At 72.9% G+C, this 19,146-nt stretch carries 17 protein-coding genes; 9 read left to right on the top strand and 8 right to left on the bottom strand.

Annotated elements, in window-relative coordinates; translation table 11 throughout:
- Positions 1 to 224: 224 nt before the first annotated feature.
- Together OG245_RS10610 and OG245_RS10605 are read left to right on the top strand one after the other, a co-directional pair.
- Positions 225 to 2,714: a PQQ-dependent sugar dehydrogenase gene (locus OG245_RS10610; protein WP_371623278.1), complete on the top strand. Its 2,490-nt coding sequence runs from the start codon at positions 225 to 227 to the stop codon at positions 2,712 to 2,714.
- Positions 2,711 to 4,876 (top strand): ThuA domain-containing protein, encoded by a 2,166-nt coding sequence (locus tag OG245_RS10605; protein WP_371623277.1) that lies wholly within the window; start codon positions 2,711 to 2,713, stop codon positions 4,874 to 4,876. Before OG245_RS10610 ends, OG245_RS10605 begins: the two co-directional genes overlap by 4 nt.
- A gap of 71 nt (positions 4,877 to 4,947) precedes the next feature.
- On the opposite strand, the gene OG245_RS10600 is transcribed toward OG245_RS10605, so the two are convergent.
- Complete coding sequence (locus OG245_RS10600; RefSeq protein WP_371623276.1) at positions 4,948 to 6,171, bottom strand: nitrate/nitrite transporter; 1,224 nt, start codon at positions 6,169 to 6,171, stop codon at positions 4,948 to 4,950.
- A gap of 127 nt (positions 6,172 to 6,298) precedes the next feature.
- Between OG245_RS10600 and OG245_RS10595 the strand changes: the two genes are divergently transcribed.
- Positions 6,299 to 6,730 carry an Lrp/AsnC family transcriptional regulator gene (locus OG245_RS10595; RefSeq protein WP_371623275.1) on the top strand — a complete coding sequence of 144 codons (432 nt, stop codon included), beginning with the start codon at positions 6,299 to 6,301 and terminating at the stop codon, positions 6,728 to 6,730.
- Between the two features lie 29 nt (positions 6,731 to 6,759).
- Here the strand turns inward: OG245_RS10595 and OG245_RS10590 are convergent, their stop codons facing one another.
- The 3 genes from OG245_RS10590 to OG245_RS10580 form a co-directional block, all read right to left on the bottom strand.
- Positions 6,760 to 8,367 (bottom strand): GAF domain-containing protein, encoded by a 1,608-nt coding sequence (locus tag OG245_RS10590; protein WP_371623274.1) that lies wholly within the window; start codon positions 8,365 to 8,367, stop codon positions 6,760 to 6,762.
- Positions 8,368 to 8,416: 49 nt separating this feature from the next.
- Positions 8,417 to 9,454, bottom strand: a complete 1,038-nt coding sequence (locus OG245_RS10585) for a rod shape-determining protein (RefSeq protein ID WP_371623273.1) — start codon at positions 9,452 to 9,454, stop codon at positions 8,417 to 8,419.
- A gap of 211 nt (positions 9,455 to 9,665) precedes the next feature.
- The gene (locus OG245_RS10580; RefSeq protein ID WP_371623272.1) at positions 9,666 to 10,235 is read right to left on the bottom strand and encodes a hypothetical protein; all 570 of its coding nucleotides are present in this window, start codon (positions 10,233 to 10,235) and stop codon (positions 9,666 to 9,668) included.
- Between the two features lie 123 nt (positions 10,236 to 10,358).
- Here OG245_RS10580 and OG245_RS10575 point away from each other — a divergent pair, with 123 nt between their 5' ends.
- Positions 10,359 to 11,189, top strand: coding sequence for a hypothetical protein (locus OG245_RS10575; protein ID WP_371623271.1), 831 nt, complete (start codon positions 10,359 to 10,361; stop codon positions 11,187 to 11,189).
- A 9-nt stretch (positions 11,190 to 11,198) separates the two neighbouring features.
- Here OG245_RS10575 and OG245_RS10570 read toward each other — a convergent pair whose 3' ends face one another.
- Complete coding sequence (locus OG245_RS10570; protein WP_371623270.1) at positions 11,199 to 11,627, bottom strand: MarR family winged helix-turn-helix transcriptional regulator; 429 nt, start codon at positions 11,625 to 11,627, stop codon at positions 11,199 to 11,201.
- A 131-nt stretch (positions 11,628 to 11,758) separates the two neighbouring features.
- Between OG245_RS10570 and OG245_RS10565 the strand changes: the two genes are divergently transcribed.
- The 4 genes from OG245_RS10565 to OG245_RS10550 all read left to right on the top strand — a co-directional run bounded on the left by OG245_RS10565 (position 11,759) and on the right by OG245_RS10550 (position 14,822).
- A complete protein-coding gene (locus OG245_RS10565) occupies positions 11,759 to 12,778 on the top strand; it encodes an NADP-dependent oxidoreductase (protein ID WP_371623269.1) in 1,020 nt (339 codons plus the stop codon).
- Between the two features lie 101 nt (positions 12,779 to 12,879).
- Positions 12,880 to 13,308, top strand: coding sequence for an organic hydroperoxide resistance protein (locus tag OG245_RS10560; RefSeq protein ID WP_069754619.1), 429 nt, complete (start codon positions 12,880 to 12,882; stop codon positions 13,306 to 13,308).
- A 93-nt stretch (positions 13,309 to 13,401) separates the two neighbouring features.
- On the top strand, positions 13,402 to 14,217 hold the full coding sequence (locus tag OG245_RS10555; protein ID WP_371623268.1) for an EI24 domain-containing protein: 816 nt from the start codon (positions 13,402 to 13,404) through the stop codon (positions 14,215 to 14,217).
- On the top strand, positions 14,214 to 14,822 hold the full coding sequence (locus tag OG245_RS10550; RefSeq protein WP_371623267.1) for a LysE family transporter: 609 nt from the start codon (positions 14,214 to 14,216) through the stop codon (positions 14,820 to 14,822). Before OG245_RS10555 ends, OG245_RS10550 begins: the two co-directional genes overlap by 4 nt.
- Before the next feature lie 25 nt (positions 14,823 to 14,847).
- Here the strand turns inward: OG245_RS10550 and OG245_RS10545 are convergent, their stop codons facing one another.
- Positions 14,848 to 15,873, bottom strand: coding sequence for an aldose epimerase family protein (locus tag OG245_RS10545; RefSeq protein ID WP_371623266.1), 1,026 nt, complete (start codon positions 15,871 to 15,873; stop codon positions 14,848 to 14,850).
- Between the two features lie 11 nt (positions 15,874 to 15,884).
- On the bottom strand, positions 15,885 to 16,793 hold the full coding sequence (locus OG245_RS10540) for an SGNH/GDSL hydrolase family protein (RefSeq protein ID WP_371623265.1): 909 nt from the start codon (positions 16,791 to 16,793) through the stop codon (positions 15,885 to 15,887).
- Between the two features lie 401 nt (positions 16,794 to 17,194).
- Here OG245_RS10540 and OG245_RS10535 point away from each other — a divergent pair, with 401 nt between their 5' ends.
- A complete protein-coding gene (locus OG245_RS10535) occupies positions 17,195 to 17,689 on the top strand; it encodes a DUF3145 domain-containing protein (protein WP_371623264.1) in 495 nt (164 codons plus the stop codon).
- Between the two features lie 183 nt (positions 17,690 to 17,872).
- On the opposite strand, the gene fabF is transcribed toward OG245_RS10535, so the two are convergent.
- Complete coding sequence (gene fabF, locus OG245_RS10530) at positions 17,873 to 19,135, bottom strand: beta-ketoacyl-ACP synthase II (protein ID WP_371623263.1); 1,263 nt, start codon at positions 19,133 to 19,135, stop codon at positions 17,873 to 17,875.
- Positions 19,136 to 19,146: the final 11 nt, after the last annotated feature.

The following is a 19,146-nucleotide window of genomic DNA, read 5'->3' as shown; positions in this document are numbered from 1 at the left end:
GAGCGCTCTCTCCAAGAAAGAAGCTGCCTGCGCCCGTGCACCGGCGCAGTCGCCGCACGCCTGCACGCCGCACACCCGCACGGCTGCGCATCGCATGCCGTACGCCCCGCACGTCGCACACCGCACACCGCATGCCGTACGTCCCGCGCGCCGGGACCCGTACGCCGCAAAGCGCGACAGCGCCTTGCCTGAGGGGCCCCACGTACCGTCAGGAAGGAACGACCATGTCACCCGCACCCCCACGGTGGTCCGGATACGCCACCGCGCTCGCCGCACTGCTCGTGGCCACGCTTGCCGTCCCCGCCGCGGGACCGGCCCTCGCCGCCGACCCCGAGGCCCGCGCCCCGCGCGTCGCGGCCGACATCCCCGCCGCCGACTACCAGCAGGTCCAACTCGCCCTGGGTGGGGCCGAGCTGGGCGAGGCCATGTCGCTCGCCGTGCTGCCGGACCGGTCCGTGCTGCACACCGCCCGCGACGGCACGGTCCGGCTGACCGACGCCGCCGGGTCGACGAAGACCGCCGGGAAGCTCGACGTCTACACGCACGACGAGGAGGGCCTCCAGGGCATAGCCGTCGACCCGGGCTTCTCGGCGAACCGCTTCGTCTACCTCTACTACTCGCCGGTCCTGAACACTCCGCCCGGTGACGCCCCCACCACCGGCTCCGCCGCCGACTTCGAGGCGTGGAAAGGGCATCTGAACCTCTCCCGCTTCGTCCTCAGGGCCGACGGCACCCTCGACACCGCCGGCGAGAAGGTGGTCCTGGAAGTCGCGAGCGACCGGGGCCAGTGCTGTCACGTCGGCGGCGACATCGACTTCGACGCCGCCGGGAACCTCTACCTCACCACCGGCGACGACACCAACCCCTTCGAGTCGGCCGGCTACGCCCCCATCGACGAACGCACCAACCGCAACCCGCAGTTCGACGCCCAGCGGTCCTCGGGCAACACCAACGACCTGCGCGGCAAGCTGCTGCGGATCAAGCCCACGGCGGACGGCGGCTACACGATCCCGGCGGGCAACCTCTTCGCCCCCGGCACCGCGAAGACCCGCCCCGAGATCTACGCGATGGGCTTCCGCAACCCGTTCCGGATGTCCGTCGACAAGAAGTCCGGAGCCGTCTACATCGGCGACTACGGCCCCGACGCGGGCGGCACCGACCAGGCCCGGGGCCCCAGCGGCCAGGTCGAGTTCAACCGGGTCACCCGGCCCGGCAACTTCGGCTGGCCGTACTGCACGGGCACCAACACGCCCACGGAGACGTACGGCGAGTACACCTTCCCCAGCGGCCCGTCCGCCGGGAAGTACGCCTGCGCCTCCGGCCCGGCCAACAACTCCTTCCGCAACACCGGCCAGGCCACGCTGCCCCCGGCCCAGCCCGCCTGGATCCGGTACGCCGGTGACGCCGGCTCGCCGCCGGAGTTCGGCGGCGGCTCGGAGTCCCCGATGGCCGGACCCGTATACGACTTCGACGCGAACCTCGACTCGGCCGTGAAGTTCCCCGCCTCCCTCGACGGCCGCTTCTTCGCCACCGAGTACGGCCGCAAGTGGATCAAGCCCGTCGAGGTGAAGGCCGACGGATCGCCCGGGACCATCGACACCTTCCCGTGGACCGGCACCCAGGTGATGGACTCCGCGTTCGGACCCGACGGCGCGCTGTACGTCCTCGACTACGGCACCGGCGCGAACAACCAGGCCCTGTACCGCGTCGAACACCTCGCGGGCAGCAACCGCTCCCCGGTCGCGAAGGCCGCCGCCGACCGGACCTCCGGGCCCACCCCGCTCACGGTCTCCTTCTCCTCGGCCGGCAGCGCCGACCCCGAGGGCGGAAACCTCCGCTACGCCTGGGACTTCGGCGACGGAACCACCTCCACCGCCGCCAACCCCAGCCACACCTACACCACCGCAGGAACCTTCAACCCGACCCTGACCGTCACCGACCCCGAAGGGCTCACCGGCTCCGCGAGCCTGGTCGTGACCGCGGGCAACAGCGCGCCCACCGTCACCCTCACCACCCCGGCGGACGGCTCGCTGTTCTCCTTCGGCGACTCCGTCCCCTTCACCGTGAGCGTCAGCGACCCCGAGGACGGCACGATCGACTGCTCCAAGGTCAAGGTCACCTACCTCCTCGGCCATGACAGCCACCGCCACCAGATCACCTCGAAGAACGGCTGCTCCGGCACCATCGACGTCCCCGTCGACGGCGAGCACGACACCGCCGCCAACATCTACGGGGTCTTCGACGCCGAGTACACCGACGCGGGCGGGCTCACCACGCACAGCGACTCCGTCCTCCAGCCCCGCCACCGCCAGGGCGAGCACTTCGCCGCCCAGAACGGCGTCCAGATCGCCCCGCACGGCCCCGCCGAGGGCGGCGCGACCGTCGGCTACACGGACAACGGCGACTGGGTCTCCTTCAAGCCGTACGTCCTTTCCAACGCCACCTCCCTCACCGCACGGGTCGCCTCCGGCGGCGCGGGCGGCACCCTGGAGGTGCGGGCAGGATCCGCCACCGGCACGCTCCTGTCCACGCTCACCGTCGCCCCGACCGGCGGCTGGGAGAACTTCGTGAACCTCACGGCGGACGTGGACAACGCCCCCGCCGGAACCACCGAGCTGTTCTTCGTCTTCAAGGGCCCGACGGGCCAGGGCAGCCTCTTCGACCTGGACGCCTTCACGTTCGGCACGCAGGGAGCGCGGGGGGACCACCGATGAGACGATCCCGCGTCCGCCGCCTCGCCTGCGCCGTGGCCCTCACCCTCGGGGCGGCCTTCCTGAGCCCCGGCGTGCAGAGCGCGGCGGCAGCCGACCCGTACCAGGTCCTGGTCTTCTCCAAGACCGCCGGATTCCGCCACGACTCCATCCCGGCGGGCATCACCGCCCTCCGACAGCTCGGCGCGGCCAACGACTTCACCGTCACCGCGACCGAGGACGCGACCGCCTTCACCCCGGCCGACCTCGCCGCCTACGAGGCCGTGGTCTTCCTCTCCACCACCGGCGACGTCCTGAACGACACCCAGCAGAGCGCCCTCAAGGGGTACGTCGACGGCGGCGGCGGATTCGTCGGCGTGCACGCGGCGGCCGACACCGAGTACGACTGGCCGGAGTACGAGGACCTCGTCGGCGCCCGGTTCCGGAGCCACCCGGCGATCCAGGAGGCCCGCCTCACCACCGAGGACCACGCCCACCCGGCGACCGCCCACCTGGACGACACCTGGACGCGGACCGACGAGTGGTACAACTACCGCTCCAACCCCCGCTCGGATGTCCACGTCCTCCAGTCCCTGGACGAATCCAGCTACAGCGGCGGCGAGATGGGCGGCGACCACCCCATCACCTGGTGCCACCCGCAGCAGGAGGGCCGCTCCTTCTACACCGGACTCGGCCACACCATCGAGTCCTTCGCCGACCCCGACTTCCGCCAACTCCTCCTCGGCGGCGTCCAGTACGCGGCCGGAGCCGTCGAGGCCGACTGCGGCGCGGGCGGTCCGAACCCGGACCCGGGAGGCGACAGCGCCGAGGCGGAGGCGTACACCTCCTCCTCCGGCGTCCAGAGCGCCGCCCACGGCTCGGCCGGCGGCGGAGCCACCCTCGGCTACATCGACCACGGCGACTGGGCGGGCTACTCCTCCCTCGACATCTCCGGGGCCACCGCCCTCACCGCCCGGGTCTCCTCGGCCGGCGCGGGCGGCACGATCGAGGTCCGCGCCGGCTCCGCCACCGGGCCGCTCCTCGGCTCCGCGACCGTCGCCCCGACCGGCGGCTGGGAGACCTTCACCGAGGTCACCACCACCCTCACCGCCGGGACGGGCCCGCTGTTCCTGCGGTTCACCGGGGGAGCGGGCGCCCTCTTCGACGTCGACCGCATCACCCTGACCCGCGCCCCGGCCACCGAGGACGAGGGCTCGTCCGACGTGCACCTCTTCTACTACCCGTGGTACGGCACCCCCGACGGCTCGGGGAGCTGGCGGCACTGGCAGCAGGGCGGCCACACCCCGCCCGACGCCATCGGCGCCGACCTCTACCCGAAGCTCGGCCCGTACGACTCCGGGGACATCGCCGGAGCCGTCGACCAGCACATGAAGTGGGTCCAGCGGTCCGGCGCGGGCGTCATCGTCTACAGCTGGTGGGGGCAAGGGGGTTACGAGGACTCCCTCGCCGGTGACGTCATGGGCGCCGCCGCCCGCCACGGCATCGAGGTCGCCTGGCACATCGAGCCCTACGGGGGCCGCACCGCCGCGTCCGTCGTCGACGACATCGGCTATCTGGAAGGGAAGTTCGGCGACCACCCCGCCTTCTACCGGGACGCGGCGAACGGCGACCGCAACGCCTACTACGTCTTCGAGAGCCTGAAGATCCAGGACTGGTCGGCGCTGGACGCCGTCAAGGACACCGCCATCGTCCTCGCCCAGACCACCGACACCAGCAAGGTCGACCACTTCGGCGGGATCTACACCTACGACGGCATCGCCGGGGCCACCGCCCCCGGCTGGAAGAACGCGGGCGACTACGCCAAGGCCAACGGACTCGTCTGGGCCCCCTCGGTCGCCCCCGGCTACCTCGACGACCGGGCCGTCCCCGGCAACACCACCCCCACCCTGGACCGCGAGGACGGCGCCTCCTACGACCTGGAGTGGAACAACGCCCTCGACCCGGCCATCGGCGGCGACCCCACCTGGGTCTCCGTCACCTCGTTCAACGAGTGGCACGAGGGCAGCTCCATCGAACCGGCCTCCTCCAGCCCGCCCCCGGGCCACGGCTACGCGACCTACGAGGGGGCGTACGGCACGACGGGGGAGGCCGCCGAGACGGCCTACCTCGACCGGACCGCGTACTGGGCGGACCGGTTCGAACAGCAGCTCCGCGAGCGCGGGTAGCCGCACCGGAGCCCGCACACGGACGGCCGCGTTCCGGCGGGAACGCGGCCGTTCCTCCGTATCCGGAGGTCTCACCCGTCCCGCTGGACGGTCCGCATCCGCCCGTACGCGTACACACACCCCGCCAGCGCCAGATCGGACAGCAGCATGAAGCCGATCGCGTAGCTGTCCTTGGCGCTGTAGATCGCGCCCATCACCAACGGCGGCACGAAGCCGCCCAGCCCGCCCATCGCCCCGACGATGCCCGTCACACTGCCCACCTTCGGCTGCGGCGTCACCTGCGAGACCAGGGCGAACACACTGCCGCTCGCGGTGCCGAGCCCGGCCGCCATGGCCAGCAGCGCGATCGTGCCCACCGGGTACAGCGGCGGCTCGAAGGCCTGCACGATCGCCATCAGCGCGGCCAGCAGCAGCGCCACCGAGGTCACCAGCGCCGGGTGCGCCCGGTCCGAGAGCCAGCCGCCGATCGGCCGGAAGACCACCGTGACCAGGGCGAACCCGGCCGCCTTGGTGCCCGCCTCGGTCGGCGACATCTCGTACCAGGTCTTCAGATACGTCGGCAGATACACCCCGAACGCCACGATGCCGCCGAAGCCGATCGCGTACAGCGCCGACAGCTCCCACGTCACCCGCAGCTTCCCTGCCTCGCCGAGCCGGTGCGTCAGCGTGTCCGTGGGGATCTTCCGGCCGGGGTGGTCGCTGACCAGGACGGCCGCCAGCAGCGCGTACACCACCAGCGCCCCCGCGACCACGAGGAACGGCAGGTTGTCGCCGTGCTTCGCGATGCGCGGCGTGAAGTAGCCCGACAGCGCCACCCCGCCCATGCCCATCCCGAACACCCCCAGCGCGAAGCCCCGTTTCGCGGGCGGGAACCACGAGTTGACCAGCGGAACGCCGATCGCGAACGTCGTCCCGCCGAGCCCCAGCAGGAAGCCGACCGCGAGCATCGCCCCGTAGGAGTTCTTCGCCGGGATCAGCAGCAGCACCGGCACGATCGTCAGCGCAGACACGAGCGGGAACATCAGCTTCGCGCCGTACTTGTCCGTCAGCGCCCCCACCGGGATCCGGCCGAGCGATCCGACGAGCACCGGCACGGCCACCAGGAAGGACTGCTGGAAGGAGCTGAGCCCCAGCCGGTCCTTGTAGTCCCCGGACATCGGCGCGATCAGGTTCCACGCCCAGAAGGTCAGCGCGAAGCCGACCGTGGCCAGGACGAGATTGCGGTACGCGGCCGCGGGCGGTGCGGCTGCCGCCGGTGCGGGCGGCTCGGGGGACTGCTTGACGGAGGGGTCCACACGAGCCAGTCAAGGGCGCGGGGCGCCGCACGGCCCGCCGGACTGCGCCGACCGGGGGACCGCGGGCGCCCCGGCCCTCCTCGGTCTCCCCTCAGCCGATATCGCCATGAGCTGGGACAATCACGGTATGGATCGGCTGGACAGGGAAATCCTCGGCATTCTCCAGGAGGACGCCCGGATCTCGTACCGGGATCTGGGCGTACGCGTGGGGCTCAGCGCCAACGCGGCGGGCGACCGTGTCCGCCGGATGCGCCGTGACGGGGTCATCCGGGGCTTCACCGTCATCGTCGACCCGGCCGCCGACACCCGTTCGGGCCTGGTGGTCTTCATCGATGTGACCCTGCGCCTCGACACGACGAACGAGGAGTTCGAGCGCTCGGTGCTGATGCTGCCCGGGATCACGGAGGTGGTGCACGTGACGGGCGGCCACGACTACCTCGTCCGGGCCACCGCCGCCGACCCGGCGGCCCTGGACACCCTGCTGCGCCGGCTGAAACGGGAGGCGGGCATCGCCCACTCCACCACCCGGATCGCCCTGCGGGCCGCCCCGAAGCACTGAGCCGCAGCACCCCCCCGGGCCGGACCGGCTCAGACCGGGGTCTGCCAGGTCACCGTCGTCGGACGGCCGTCCTCGCCGCGCCCGTCGTCCGCGACCACCAGCCGCACCCCGCTCCGGCCGTCCGGCAGCCGGACCGTGGCATCCACCTCCACCTCGATGGCCGACACCCCGGGCCTGCGGTGCGCGGCGGCCAGCGCCCCGCGCAGGGCGGCCAGCAGCTCCCGTCCCGTCTCCTCGTCCACCAGCGCGTCCACCGCCCCGGCGAACCGCACCGACGGCGGGAAGCCCAGCAGGGCCGCCGCGCCCCCGGTCTCCCGCAGCACCCGGCCCCGGAAGGTGCTCGGGGCCCCGGCGGGCGGCTGCTGGAGCGCGAAGATCGCGGTACGGACCTCCTGGATGGTGGAGTCCAGCTCGTCCACCGCCCGCCCCAGCAGCTCACCGGCCTCGGTCCCCCCGCTGCCGCCGGTCCCGGTCTCCGTCTCCCCGCTGCCGCCGACGTCCTCCGAGCTGCCGCCGGTGTCCTCCGACGCGGCCCGGCGGCGGGTCGACTCCAGCATCATCTCGGTGGCGAAGAGCCGCTGGACCACCAGATCGTGCAGGTCACGGGCGATCCGGTCACGGTCCTCGTACACCGCGAGCTGCTCCCGGTCGGCCTGCGCGTCCGCCAGCACCAGGGCGAGGGCCGCCTGCGAGGCGAACTGGGTCGCCAGCAGCCTGTCCATCTCCGTGTAGGGGCGCTCGCCGCGCCGCCGGGGCAGGGCGAGGGTCCCGATGAGCCGCCCGCCGCTCTGCAGTGGCAGCATCATGCTCGGCCCGAACCGGGAGCGTACGCCGGTGGTCATCCGGGGATCGGTGGCCGAGTCCTCGATGAAGACCGGTTCGCCGCCGAGCAGCTGCACCAGCACCGCGGAGCCGGGCTCGATCACCGTGCCGACGATGCCCGCCGGATCGTCCGGCGTGGACGCGGTGACGATCTCCATCCCGCCCTCCTCCGTCGGCTGGAGGATCACCCCGGCCGACGCGCCCGCCAGCACCCGGGCCCGCTCGGCCACCGTCATCAGCGCGTCGGCCGCGTCGGTACCGGTCAGCAGGGCCGTGGTGACGGCCGCCGCGCCCGTGATCCAGCGCTCGCGCTGCCGGGCCGTCGCGTACAGCCGGGCGTTGCCGATCGCGATGCCCGCCTGGGCGGCGAGGACCCGCAGCAGGCCGTGATCCGCTTCGTCGAACGGCCCCGACGGCTTCCCGGCGACGCAGAGCTGCCCGAAGACCTCGGTGTGGACCAGGACCGGCGCCCGGAGGACGTCCCGCGCCGGAGGGCGGCCGGGCGGTGGGTCCCGGTCCTGCGGGTCCTCCTCTGCCAGGGCGGCCGGCCCGCCGGAGGAGTCGTCCGGGAAGAGGTCGAGGTGCCGCCGCTCCGCCTCCGTCATCCCGGCGGTGTACAGCTCCTCGACCCGGTCCCGGTCCGGGTCCAGCACCCCGAGCGCACCGTGGCGGGCCCCGGTGAGGGCGGTGGAGGCGTCCACGATCTGCTGGAGGGTGGAGCCCAGCTCCAGGTCGCTGCCGACGTTGAGGACCGCCTCCAGGAGCATCGGCAGCCGCCCGACGCCGGACGGGCCGGACTCCACGGGCCCGTTCATCCGCGCTGCCCGCGCCGGCCGTTCCACCGCCCGGTCCGTGCCGACGCGCTCACCCCGCCAGCGGGTTGAGGACCATCGGCTGGATCTTGCCGTCCAGCATCGCGCCCAGACCGAGCACCGAGCAGACGTCGGGGCGCTCGGCGATGTGCACCGGCATCCCGGTCGCGTCGCGCAGCATCTGGTCGAGGCCCGGGAGCAGCGCGCTGCCGCCCACCATCATGATGCCCCGGTCCGCGAGGTCGGCCACCAGGTCCGGCGGGCAGTCGCGGAGCACCTTGCCCACCCCGTCGAGCACCGCGGTGAGCGGCGTGTGGATGGCCTGCCGTACGGCGGCGGTGTCGACCTGCACCGAGCGGGCCAGCCCGGTCGCCACGTCGCGGCCGTGGATCTCGGTGAGGGCGGGGCCGGTCAGCTGGAGGCCGTTGCCGTGCAGCGCCAGCTGGAGCGGGCGCACGGACTGGCTCGGCAGCAGCAGCTCGTGGTGCTGGCGCAGGTGCTGGATGATCGCCTCGTCGATCGCGTTGCCGCCCACCGGGATCCGGACGGCGGTCACGATCGAGCCCAGCGAGAGCACCGCGATCTGGGTGGTGGCGGCCCCGCACACCATGATCATGGTGGCGGTCGGCTGCTCGACCGGCAGCCCGCAGCCCACGGCCGCCGCGATCAGGGTGTCCACCAGCTCGACCCGGCGGGCGCCGAGCCCGACCAGGGTCTCCACCGTGGCGCGCTGGGCCAGCGGGTCGGCCTCGTGCGGGGTGCAGGCGGCGGCGCGCAGCCGGGGCTTGCGGCGCAGCTGGCGGCGGAGCTTGTCGCCCAGCAGGTGACGCAGCATCCGCTGGGCCATCTCGATGTCGACGACGGTGCCGCCGGAGACCGGACGGGCCACCCGGATGTACGCGGGGGTGCGGCCGGTCATCTGCTCGGCGAGCGCGCCGACGGCGATGAGGGAGCCGGTACGGGTGTTGACGGCGGCGACGCTCGGTTCGTCGACGACGAGACCGAGCCCCTTGACGTACACCCGGGTCCTCGCGGCCCCGAGATCGACGGCGATGTGGCAACGCTGCAACTGCTCAAGGCTGACGGTCACGGCGGGTTCTCCCGAGAGCGCGGATGGGGGGCACCGGCGGCAGCCGGTCTCTCCTTGCATGGTCGCGCTCTCCCGTCCGTCGCGCGCGCTGAGCTGCGCCGTAAGAGGGGCCGGAGCTGACGGCGCCTCAGGTCGCCGGGCCGGAAGCAGCCGCCGGGGCCGGATGGCCGCAGGCGGCCGTCGGATCGGCGGGCCGCGGACGGCCGTCGGATCAGCGGGCCGGCAGCAGCCGCTGGAACAGACCCCAGGTGAACTCCGCGACCCGTTCCCCGCCGGTGGCCGGGTCGGTGACGGCCAGTGACCAGCGGGTCGGGGCGCTGCCCTCCATCGGCCGGGCCGGGGGAAAGGCGCGGGCCGCCTCGTCCACCGTGCACGACCACGGGAGCAGCGCGTCCGGAGAGGTCAGCTCCGGCCCGGCCGCGCCCGGGGCCCGCACCAGCCACTCGTTCCACACGGCCCCGCCGGGCCCGGCCATCACCTCGAACCGCAGGTCCGGCCAGAGCGGCACCGGCCAGAGCAGCGCCTCGCACTCCAGATCCCCGACCCGGCGCGGCAGGACCGCCTCCGGTTCGCCGAGCACCGAGCGGTAGCGCCGCAGCGACCCCCGCCCCCGCGGCGCCCGGACCATGGCCTGCCAGCGGCGGTTGGCCTCCCGCATGTCGGCGAGGGAGGCGCTCAGTTCGTGCCGGGCCTCCTCGACCAGACCGGGCTGGTGGTCGGCCATCCGGCGCAGCAGGACGAGCTGGAACTGGAGGGGGCCGAAGGGGGCCGGAGCGGTCATGCCGCCCATCCTCCCGCGTGTCAGGCGTATCGGACGGCCGTCACCGGAATACGGGCTTCGTCACACGATCCTCACCTGTGCGGCTTCCCTGGTTGATCCGCGTACGCCTAACCTGCGGGCGCCATGGATTACTGCCACCCGTGCCGACGGCATCTCAACGGAGCCCTGGCCTGCGCCGGGTGCGGTACGCCCGCCGAGGCGCTGGGCCCCTTCGCCGTGCCCGCTCCGCACGTGCGTGACGCGTCGGACGGGGCCGCACCGCCGGGCGGGACGGCCGCGCCCGTCGACGGGGGAGGCCCCCGACGCGACGCCCGGCGCGACATCGGGCGTGGCACCCGGCGCGATGCCCGCCCGGAAGCCCGGCGTGACGCGCGGCGCGGTGCCGGCGCCCGTCCCGACGCCCGTCCCGGTGCCCGCCCCGCTTCGCGTCGGCGGCCCCGCGGCCGCCGTTCCCGGCGCGGCCGGACCGTCCTGCTGGGAGCCCTCGGGCTGCTCCTCGCGGCGGGCGCGCTGGGCCTGGCGGGCCTGGCCATGGCGCCCGAGCGGAACGACACCGCGGCCGACTACGTACGCGAGTCGCCGTCCGGCCCGTCCGGGGCCGCGCCCGAGGAGTCGTCCGCCGACGAGCCCCGCGATCCCGGCCCGGTCGGCACCCGGGCCGGGGTGACCACGGGCCCCGCGACCGACGCCTCACCGGCCGGCAGGCGCGGCGCGAGCCCCTCGGGGGAGCCGAGCCCCGGGCCCTCCGCCACCGAGGGGCCCACCGCCTCCCCGGCCCCCGACGACGTGGCCCCGTCCGACGCCCCGGACAGCCCGCCCGCCGATCCGCCGGAGCCGGACGAACCGCGGGATCCGACGACCGCGCCGGCGCCCCCGCCGCCCCCGGCGGAGCCGACGCCCAGCCCGACGCCGTCCTCCCCGACCTGCACCCGCTTCCTGTGGTGGTGCGCGTAGGTACGGTGGTCAGCCGGTCTCGCCCAGCATCCGGCGCAGCAGGTCCCGCAGGACCGTGCGCTCCGCGTCGGAGAGGCCGGACAGCGGCTCCCGGGCGAAGTCCAGCGCGTCCCGCAGCTCACGGGCCGTGCGCCTGCCCTTCTCCGTCGCGGCGGCCAGCTTGATCCGCCGGTCGGCCGGATCGGGCCTGCGCTCGACCAGCTCCCGGGTCTCCAGCCGGTCGATGATCCCGGTGACGTTGGACGGCTCGCACTTCAGCCTGAGGGCGATCTTCCGCATCGGCAGGGGATCCAGCGAGAGCAGCCCGAGCACCCGCGCCTGCGCCCCGGTGAGGGAGTGCTCGGCGGCGGCCCGGTCGTACTCCTCGTGGTAGCGCGCCACGACGGCGCCGATGAGTTCGACGACCTCAAGGGTCAGGGGGTCTGCGCGAGTGGCCATGGGCCACAGCGTACCGATTTACTTGACATCATGAAATATTGAGGAGCATGGTTGTTTCATGTCATGAAGCTTTTCGCGTCACCGGGCGCGGAAGCACACCCCTCGTATGACATTGAGGAGAACCCGAGCCCATGTCTGCAGCACTTCCCACGTCCAGCCGTGAATGGCACCTGGTCGCCCGCCCGCACGGCTGGCCCAAGGCAGAGGACTTCGCGCTGCGCGAGGCCGAGGTCGCCGCTCCGGCCGAGGGCCACGTCCTCGTCCGCAACAAGTTCTTCTCGGTCGACCCGTACATGCGCGGCCGGATGAACGACGTGAAGTCCTACACCCCGCCCTTCCAGCTCGACCACCCCATGGAGGGCGGCGCGGTCGGCGAGGTCATCGCCTCGAACGCCGAGGGCCTCGCCGTCGGCGACCACGTCCTGCACCGCCTCGGCTGGCGCGAGATCGCCGACGTGTCCGCGAAGCACGCGGTCAAGGTCGACCCCGACCTCGCCCCGCTCTCCGCCTACCTCGGCGTGCTCGGCATGACCGGACTCACCGCCTACGCGGGCCTGTTCGACGTCGCCTCCTTCAAGGAGGGCGACGCGGTCTTCGTCTCCGGCGCGGCCGGCGCCGTCGGCAGCCAGGTCGGCCAGATGGCGAAGCTCAAGGGCGCCTCCCGGGTCATCGGCTCCGCGGGCTCCGACGAGAAGGTCAAGCTCCTCACCGAGGAGTACGGCTTCGACGCCGCGTTCAACTACAAGGACGGGCCCGTCCGCGACCAGCTCAGGGAAGCGGCCCCCGACGGCATCGACGTCTACTTCGACAACGTCGGCGGCGAGCACCTGGAAGCCGCGATCTCCTCGCTCAACGTGCACGGCCGCGCCACCATCTGCGGAATGATCGCCCAGTACAACGCGACGGAGCCGACCCCCGGCCCGAGCAACATGGCGCTGATCATCGGCAAGCGGCTCCGCCTCCAGGGCATGCTGGTCGGGGACCACGCCGACCTCCAGCCCCAGTTCGTCCGGGACGTCGCCGGGTGGCTGGCCTCGGGCGAGCTGAAGTACCAGGAGACGACGGTCGAGGGCATCGAGCACGGCTACGACGCGTTCGTCGGGCTGCTGCGCGGCGAGAACACCGGGAAGATGATCGTTTCGCTGGTCTGACCCGCCCCCGGCCGGTCAGAGTCACGCGTTAGGCTCGTCCCCAGGCCGTCGCGATCCGTGGGCGCGAGTCGCGGCGCACCAACAGGAGGAATCCTCACATCATGACCATCCAGAAGATCGACGTCGCCTACACCGCCGTCGCCACCGCCGAGAACGGCCGCGACGGACGCGTCTCCTCCGACGACGGTCAGCTCGACGTCGTCGTCAACCCGCCGAAGGCCATGGGCGGCAGCGGCGCGGGCACCAACCCCGAGCAGCTCTTCGCGGCCGGCTACAGCGCCTGCTTCCAGGGCGCGCTGGGCGTCGTCGCCCGCCAGGAGAAGGCCGACATCTCCGGCTCGACCGTGACCGCCTCGGTCTCGATCGGCAAGACGGAGGCCGGCGGCTTCGGCCTGGAGGTCGCGATCAGCGCCTCCATCCCGAACGTCGACGCCGCCACCGCGCAGGCGCTCATCGAGAAGGCCCACCAGGTCTGCCCGTACTCGAACGCCACCCGCGGCAACATCAACGTCGCGCTCTCGGTCGCCTGACCACAGAGCCGCTGACCACAGCGCCGTACGAGGACCGCACCCACTCCGGGGTGCGGTCCTCACCGCTTTCCGCCCGCCAGTACGCTGACGCCCATGAGTGATCTCGGGGCGGGTTTCGGCTACTTGATGAAGGGGCAGCGCTGGGTTGCCCAACACGGACGATGGTTCGGCTTCGGGCTGCTGCCCGGACTCGTCACCCTCGTCATCTACGCCGGAGCTCTGATCGGACTCGGCTACGGAGCCGACGACTTCGTCGGCTGGGCGACGCCGTTCGCCGACGGCTGGTCCTCGCCCTGGCAGGGAATCCTGCGCACCGGGCTGACCGCGTTGGTCTTCGTCTTCGGCCTGTTCCTCGCGGTCATCACCTTCACCGCCGTGACCCTCCTGGTCGGCCAGCCCTTCTACGAGTCGCTCTCCGAGGAGGTCGACCGCAGCGAGGGCGGCGACGTCCCCGAGTCCGGACTGCCGCTCTGGCGGGAACTGTGGATCTCCGCCCGCGACTCCGTGCGCATCCTGCTGCGCGTCGCCCTGTACGGGATCGCCCTCTTCGCCTGCGGTTTCATCCCCGTCGTCGGGCAGACCGTGGTCCCCGCGATCGGCTTCTGCGTCTCCGGCTACTTCCTGGCCGAGGAGCTGACCGCCGTCGCCCTCCAGCGCCGGGGCATGGTCCTGGGGGACCGCCTCGTCCTGCTGCGCGGACGCCGGATGCTGGTGCTCGGCTTCGGCGTCCCGCTGACCCTGGCCTTCCTCATCCCCGTGGTCGCGGTGTTCCTGATGCCGGGAGCCGTCGCCGGGGCCACCCTCCTCGCCCGCGACCTGGTCGACCCGGACACGGCGGCGGACCCGGGCCCCGGGCCCGGCACCGCCGACAGCGGTGACGCGCCGGCCCCCCGGGCGTGGTCCGCGTGACCGAGCTGCTGGCGGTCGCCGCCATCACCGTCCTCGCCGTCGTCTCGCCGGGCGCCGACTTCGCCATGGTCGTGCGCAACAGCTATCTGTACGGGCGCACCACCGGCGTCCTCGCCGCCACCGGCGTCGCGGCGGGCGTCCTGGTCCACGTCACGTACACGATGCTCGGCGTCGGGCTGCTCATCGCCTCCTCGACGGCCCTGTTCACCGCGGTCAAGCTGGCGGGCGCCGCCTACCTCGTCTACATCGGGGTGCGCACCTTCCTGGCCCGCGCGGACCTCGACGTCGACCTGAGCGACCGGCCGGGCCTCTCCCCGTTCGGGGCGCTGCGCAGCGGCTTCCTGACCAACGCCCTCAACCCGAAGACGACCCTGTTCGTCGTCGCGACCTTCACCCAGGTCGTCGGCCCCGGTACCGCCCTGTGGCAGCAGGCGGGCTACGGCCTGTTCATGTCGGCCGCCCACCTCGGCTGGTTCGCCCTGGTCGCGCTGTTCTTCTCGCACTCCCGGCTGCGCGGTGCGATGCTGCGCCGCCAGAAGGCGCTCAACCGCTCGATCGGCTCGGTCCTGGTCGGCCTCGGCGTCACCCTGGGGCTGGCCCGCTGAGCCGAGCGCCGAAGAGGGGGAGGTCTCAGCGCACCGAGAACGCGTACTCGGTGCGCGAGACGAACTCCTCGCCCGGCCGGAGCACCGTGGAGGGGAACTCCGGCCGGTTCGGCGAGTCGGGGAAGTGCTGGGTCTCCAGCGCGATCCCGGCGCACGGCCCGAACGGCCGCCCGTCGAAGTGGTCGGCCGTGTAGAGCTGGAGCCCCGGCTCGGTCGTCCGCACCGTCAGCACCCGCCCGGACGCCGCGTCGTACAGCTCGGCGGCGACACCGGCCGCCTCCCCGGCCCCCTCCTCCAGCACGAAGTTCTGGTCGTAGCCCGCGCCCACCGCACGCATCCCCCGGAAGTCGAACCGGGTCCCGGCCACCGGCCGCAGCTCACCGGTCGGCACCGACGCCGCGTCCACCGGGGTCACCTGCCCCGCCGCGATCCGCAGCTGCTGCCCGAGCGCGCTCCCGCTGTCCGCGCCCGCCAGGTTCCAGTACAGATGGCTCGTCGGGTTCAGTACGGTCGGGGCGTCGGTCACCGCCCGGTAGACGAGCCCCAGCGCCCCGCCGGGCCCCAGGGTGTACGTCACCGAGAAGTCGAGCCGCCCCGGATAACCCTCGTCCCCGTCCGCCGAGACCAGGGACAGCCGCACCCCGCCCGGGACCGCCACCGCGTCCCACACCCGCTTGTCGAAGCCCCTGGCCCCGCCGTGCAGATGATTGCCGCCCTCGTTGGGCGTCAGGCGGTGCGTGCGCCCGTCCAGGACGAACGACGCGCCCCCGATCCGGTTCGCGTACCGCCCGACCACCGCGCCGAAGTAGGGGGCCGGGAACTCCTCGTAGCCCGCGACGTCCGGCAGCCCGAGCGCCACAGGGGCGGACGAGCCGTCCCGCCCGGGCACCTGGACCGACTGCACGATCGCGCCGTAGGTCAGGACCCGCACCCGGACCCCGTCCCGCTCCAGCGTCCACCGGCCGACCGGCGACCCGTCCGCGAGGGCGCCGAAGTCTTCCGTGTACGTGGCCGTATCCGCGTACGTGGCCGTGTCCGCGCTGGTCGTCATGGTCACCGACCCTACGCGGGCGGCTCGGGGGCCGTGATGGTGCGGTAGGCGATCTCCGCCAGCCGGGCCTGGCCGTCGCGGCTCGGATGGAACCAGTCCCACTGGCTGAGCTGCTTCCCGGTGAAGCGGAAGTCGAACACCGCCCCGCCGTCGTACCGGCAGTACCGGTCCTCCGCGCACACGTCCCGCAGCACCCCGTTGTACGCCACCACCCGCTCCCGCACCGCCTCCCGCCGGGCCACGGCCGCCGGGCCCAGGTCGTCCGCGTCGGCCAGCATCGACCGGCAGATCCCGAGCTGCCAGATCTTCTTGCCCAGCTCGTTCACCCGCCCCGTCGACCAGAGCCGCTTCAGGTCCGGCACGCTGGAGACGTACACCTGCGCCTTCGGGGCCCCGGCCCGCAGCTGCCGCATCGACGCCTCGAACGACGCCCGGAAGTCCGCCACCGGCGTCATCATCCGCACCGAGTCCCGGCACGCGTCGTTCGCGCCCGTCATCACCGTCACCAGCTCCGGCCGCTCCTTCGCCGCCAGCGCCATCTGCTCGGGCAACTGCACCATCCGCGACCCCGACACCGCGTGGTTCCAGCTGCGGTCCGCCGCCCCGGACGGGCCGAGCAGCCGGACCGCGAGACTCCGCACCGCGTCGTCCGAACCGGTCGCCCACGACACCTCGGGGCAGTCGGCCAGCACCGAACACGCGTCGAAGCCCCGGGTGATCGAGTCCCCGACCGCCGCGACCGACGCGGGCCGCGGGTTCCAGTCCGGGGTGGGGGAGGGAGAAGGGGACGGGGAGGCGCCGCGGGTGGCCGCCGGCGCGTTCCGCGACACGCCGCCCTCCGCCCCGCCGGAGCCGCACCCGGCGAGCGCGGCGACGCCGAGAGACGAGAGCGCCGTCAGTACGGCGGCAGCGGTACGCATCTGTGGGCGTGTCGCACGCTCCGGCATCAGTCGGATCCCCTCCGGTCAACCAGTGGCCTATGCCCCTGGACATGCCCCCCGGCAAGCACACGATCCCCAGGTCGGGGCTCTGCGCGCCCTGCCGGGTGAAACCCGGCGAATCAGGGGCCCGAGACCGACGGTACGTCACACGGACGGCCCCGGCGCACGGTAGCTTTTCCCCGTCGAAGCAGTGGCGTCCCGCCCGCCCGCGCACGCACGGGCGGCTCCGGTACATTACGTCACGTCACATACTGTCCCTTTTCAGGAGATTAGCTCCCGATGCTGTTTACTGATGACAACCTCGGGCTCTGGCCGGAAAGAGGCGGTACGGACGCGAGGCCGCTGGGGAAGGCGTACCTCGTCCCACACGGGAGGTTCCGGTGACGACACGTGGAGTCCTGTACGTTCACTCCGCACCGCGCGCGCTCTGCCCACATGTCGAGTGGGCAGTGGCGGGCGTCCTCGGTGTGCGGGTCCAGTTGGACTGGATCAGGCAGCCGGCCGCGCCCGGCACCTGGCGGTCCGAATTCTCCTGGAAGGGCCGCGTCGGCACCGCCTCGCAGCTCGCCTCCGCCCTGCGCGGCTGGGACCTGCTGCGCTTCGAGGTGACCGCCGAGCCGTGCCCCACCGCCGAGGGCGAGCGCTACAGCTCCACCCCCGGCCTCGGCATCTTCCACGCCGTCACCGGCATGCACGGCGACATCCTGGTCCCCGAGGACCGGCTGCGGGCCGCGCTGGCCCGGTCGGTGCGCGGTGAGAGCGACCTGGAGACCGAGATCGCCGGCCTCCTCGGCAAGCCGTGGGACGACGAGCTGGAGCCCTTCCGCCACGCGGGCGAGGGCGCCCCGGTCCGCTGGCTCCACCAGGTGGTCTAGCCGCCGGGGCGCGAGATCAAGCCCCTCCGGTGCTCCTGACCTTGCGGTGACCGGTGCGAAATGAAGCCCCTCCGGCGATTGAGGAGCGGGGTCCGGGGCAGAGCCCCGAAGGACGACGAAGCCCGCCTCCCGGACCCCGGGAAGCGGGCTTCACACGTACAGGTCAGGCGGACGGCCGCCCCGTCACACGGATCGGAACGCGAGCACCACGTTGTGCCCGCCGAATCCGAACGAGTTGTTGATCGCCGCGATCGGCCCCTCGGGCAGCACCCGCGGCTCACCGCGCACGATGTCCGCGTCGATCGCCTCGTCCAGCTCGTCGATGTTGATGGTCGGCGGAGCGATGCGGTGGTGCAGCGCCAGGACCGTGGCCACGGTCTCGATGCCGCCCGCGCCACCGAGCAGGTGACCCGTCATCGACTTCGTCGCGGAGATCGCGACATGGTCGAGGTCGTCGCCCAGCACCTTGCGCAGCGCCTTGATCTCGGCGAGGTCGCCCTGCGGCGTCGACGTGGCGTGCGCGTTGAGGTGGACCACCTCGGACGGCTTCAGGTCGCTGGAGTCCAGCAGGTTCTGCATCGCGGCGGCGATGCCCCGCCCGGTGGGCTCGGGCTGCGCGATGTGGTGGGCGTCGGCCGACAGGCCCTGGCCCAGCACCTCGCAGTAGACCCGCGCGCCACGCTTGGCGGCGTGCTCGGCGGACTCCAGGACGACGACGCCCGCACCCTCGCCGAGGACGAAGCCGTCCCGGCCGGTGTCGTACGGGCGCGAGGCCGTCTCGGGCTCGTCGTTGTTCTTGGACATCGCCATCATGTTGGCGAACGCGGCGATCGGCAGCGGGTGGATCGCCGCCTCGGTGCCACCGGCGACGACCACGTCGGCACGGCCGGTACGGATCATCTCGACGGCGTACCCGATCGCCTCCGCGCCCGAGGCGCAGGCGGAGACGGGCGTGTGGACACCGGCCTGGGCGTTGACCTCCAGGCCGACGTTGGCCGCCGGGCCGTTGGGCATGAGCATGGGAACGGTGTGCGGGGAGACGCGGCGTACGCCCTTCTCCTTCAGCACGTCGTACTGGTCGAGCAGGGTGGTCACACCGCCGATGCCGGAGGCGATGACCGAGCCCAGACGCTCGGGGACGATGCTCTCGTCCTCGCCCGCCTTGGCGGTGAAGCCCGCGTCCGCCCAGGCCTCGCGGGCCGCGATCAGCGCGAACTGCGCCGAGCGGTCCAGCTTGCGGGCCAGCGGGCGGGGAAGGACGTCGCCCGGGTCGACGGCCGCGAGGGCGGCGATCCGGACGGGCAGTTCGGCGAAGCGCTCGCCTTCGAGAGGCTTGACGCCGGACCGGCCGGCCATCAGACCTTCCCAGGTCGATGCGGAGTCGCCACCCAGCGGAGTGGTTGCGCCGATACCGGTGACGACCACGGTGCGATTGGTCGAGTTCACTGGAAAATCTT

It is taken from the genome of Streptomyces sp. NBC_01116, from assembly GCF_041435495.1.
Classification (GTDB): Bacteria; Actinomycetota; Actinomycetes; order Streptomycetales; family Streptomycetaceae; genus Streptomyces.
The sequence above is the reverse complement of the archived record's forward strand: the minus strand, read 5'-3'. Positions and strand labels throughout refer to the sequence as shown.

What these genes read in the sequence shown, in the direction of transcription:
- OG245_RS10610 (WP_371623278.1), top strand. Translation starts at nt 225, where the DNA reads ATGTCACCCGCACCCCCACGGTGGTCCGGATACGCCACCGCGCTCGCC.
- OG245_RS10605 (WP_371623277.1), top strand. Translation starts at nt 2,711, where the DNA reads ATGAGACGATCCCGCGTCCGCCGCCTCGCCTGCGCCGTGGCCCTCACC.
- OG245_RS10595 (WP_371623275.1), top strand. Translation starts at nt 6,299, where the DNA reads ATGGATCGGCTGGACAGGGAAATCCTCGGCATTCTCCAGGAGGACGCC.
- OG245_RS10590 (WP_371623274.1), bottom strand. Translation starts at nt 8,367, where the DNA reads ATGAACGGGCCCGTGGAGTCCGGCCCGTCCGGCGTCGGGCGGCTGCCG.
- OG245_RS10580 (WP_371623272.1), bottom strand. Translation starts at nt 10,235, where the DNA reads ATGACCGCTCCGGCCCCCTTCGGCCCCCTCCAGTTCCAGCTCGTCCTG.
- OG245_RS10575 (WP_371623271.1), top strand. Translation starts at nt 10,359, where the DNA reads ATGGATTACTGCCACCCGTGCCGACGGCATCTCAACGGAGCCCTGGCC.
- OG245_RS10570 (WP_371623270.1), bottom strand. Translation starts at nt 11,627, where the DNA reads ATGGCCACTCGCGCAGACCCCCTGACCCTTGAGGTCGTCGAACTCATC.
- OG245_RS10565 (WP_371623269.1), top strand. Translation starts at nt 11,759, where the DNA reads ATGTCTGCAGCACTTCCCACGTCCAGCCGTGAATGGCACCTGGTCGCC.
- OG245_RS10560 (WP_069754619.1), top strand. Translation starts at nt 12,880, where the DNA reads ATGACCATCCAGAAGATCGACGTCGCCTACACCGCCGTCGCCACCGCC.
- OG245_RS10555 (WP_371623268.1), top strand. Translation starts at nt 13,402, where the DNA reads ATGAGTGATCTCGGGGCGGGTTTCGGCTACTTGATGAAGGGGCAGCGC.
- OG245_RS10545 (WP_371623266.1), bottom strand. Translation starts at nt 15,873, where the DNA reads ATGACGACCAGCGCGGACACGGCCACGTACGCGGATACGGCCACGTAC.
- OG245_RS10540 (WP_371623265.1), bottom strand. Translation starts at nt 16,793, where the DNA reads ATGCGTACCGCTGCCGCCGTACTGACGGCGCTCTCGTCTCTCGGCGTC.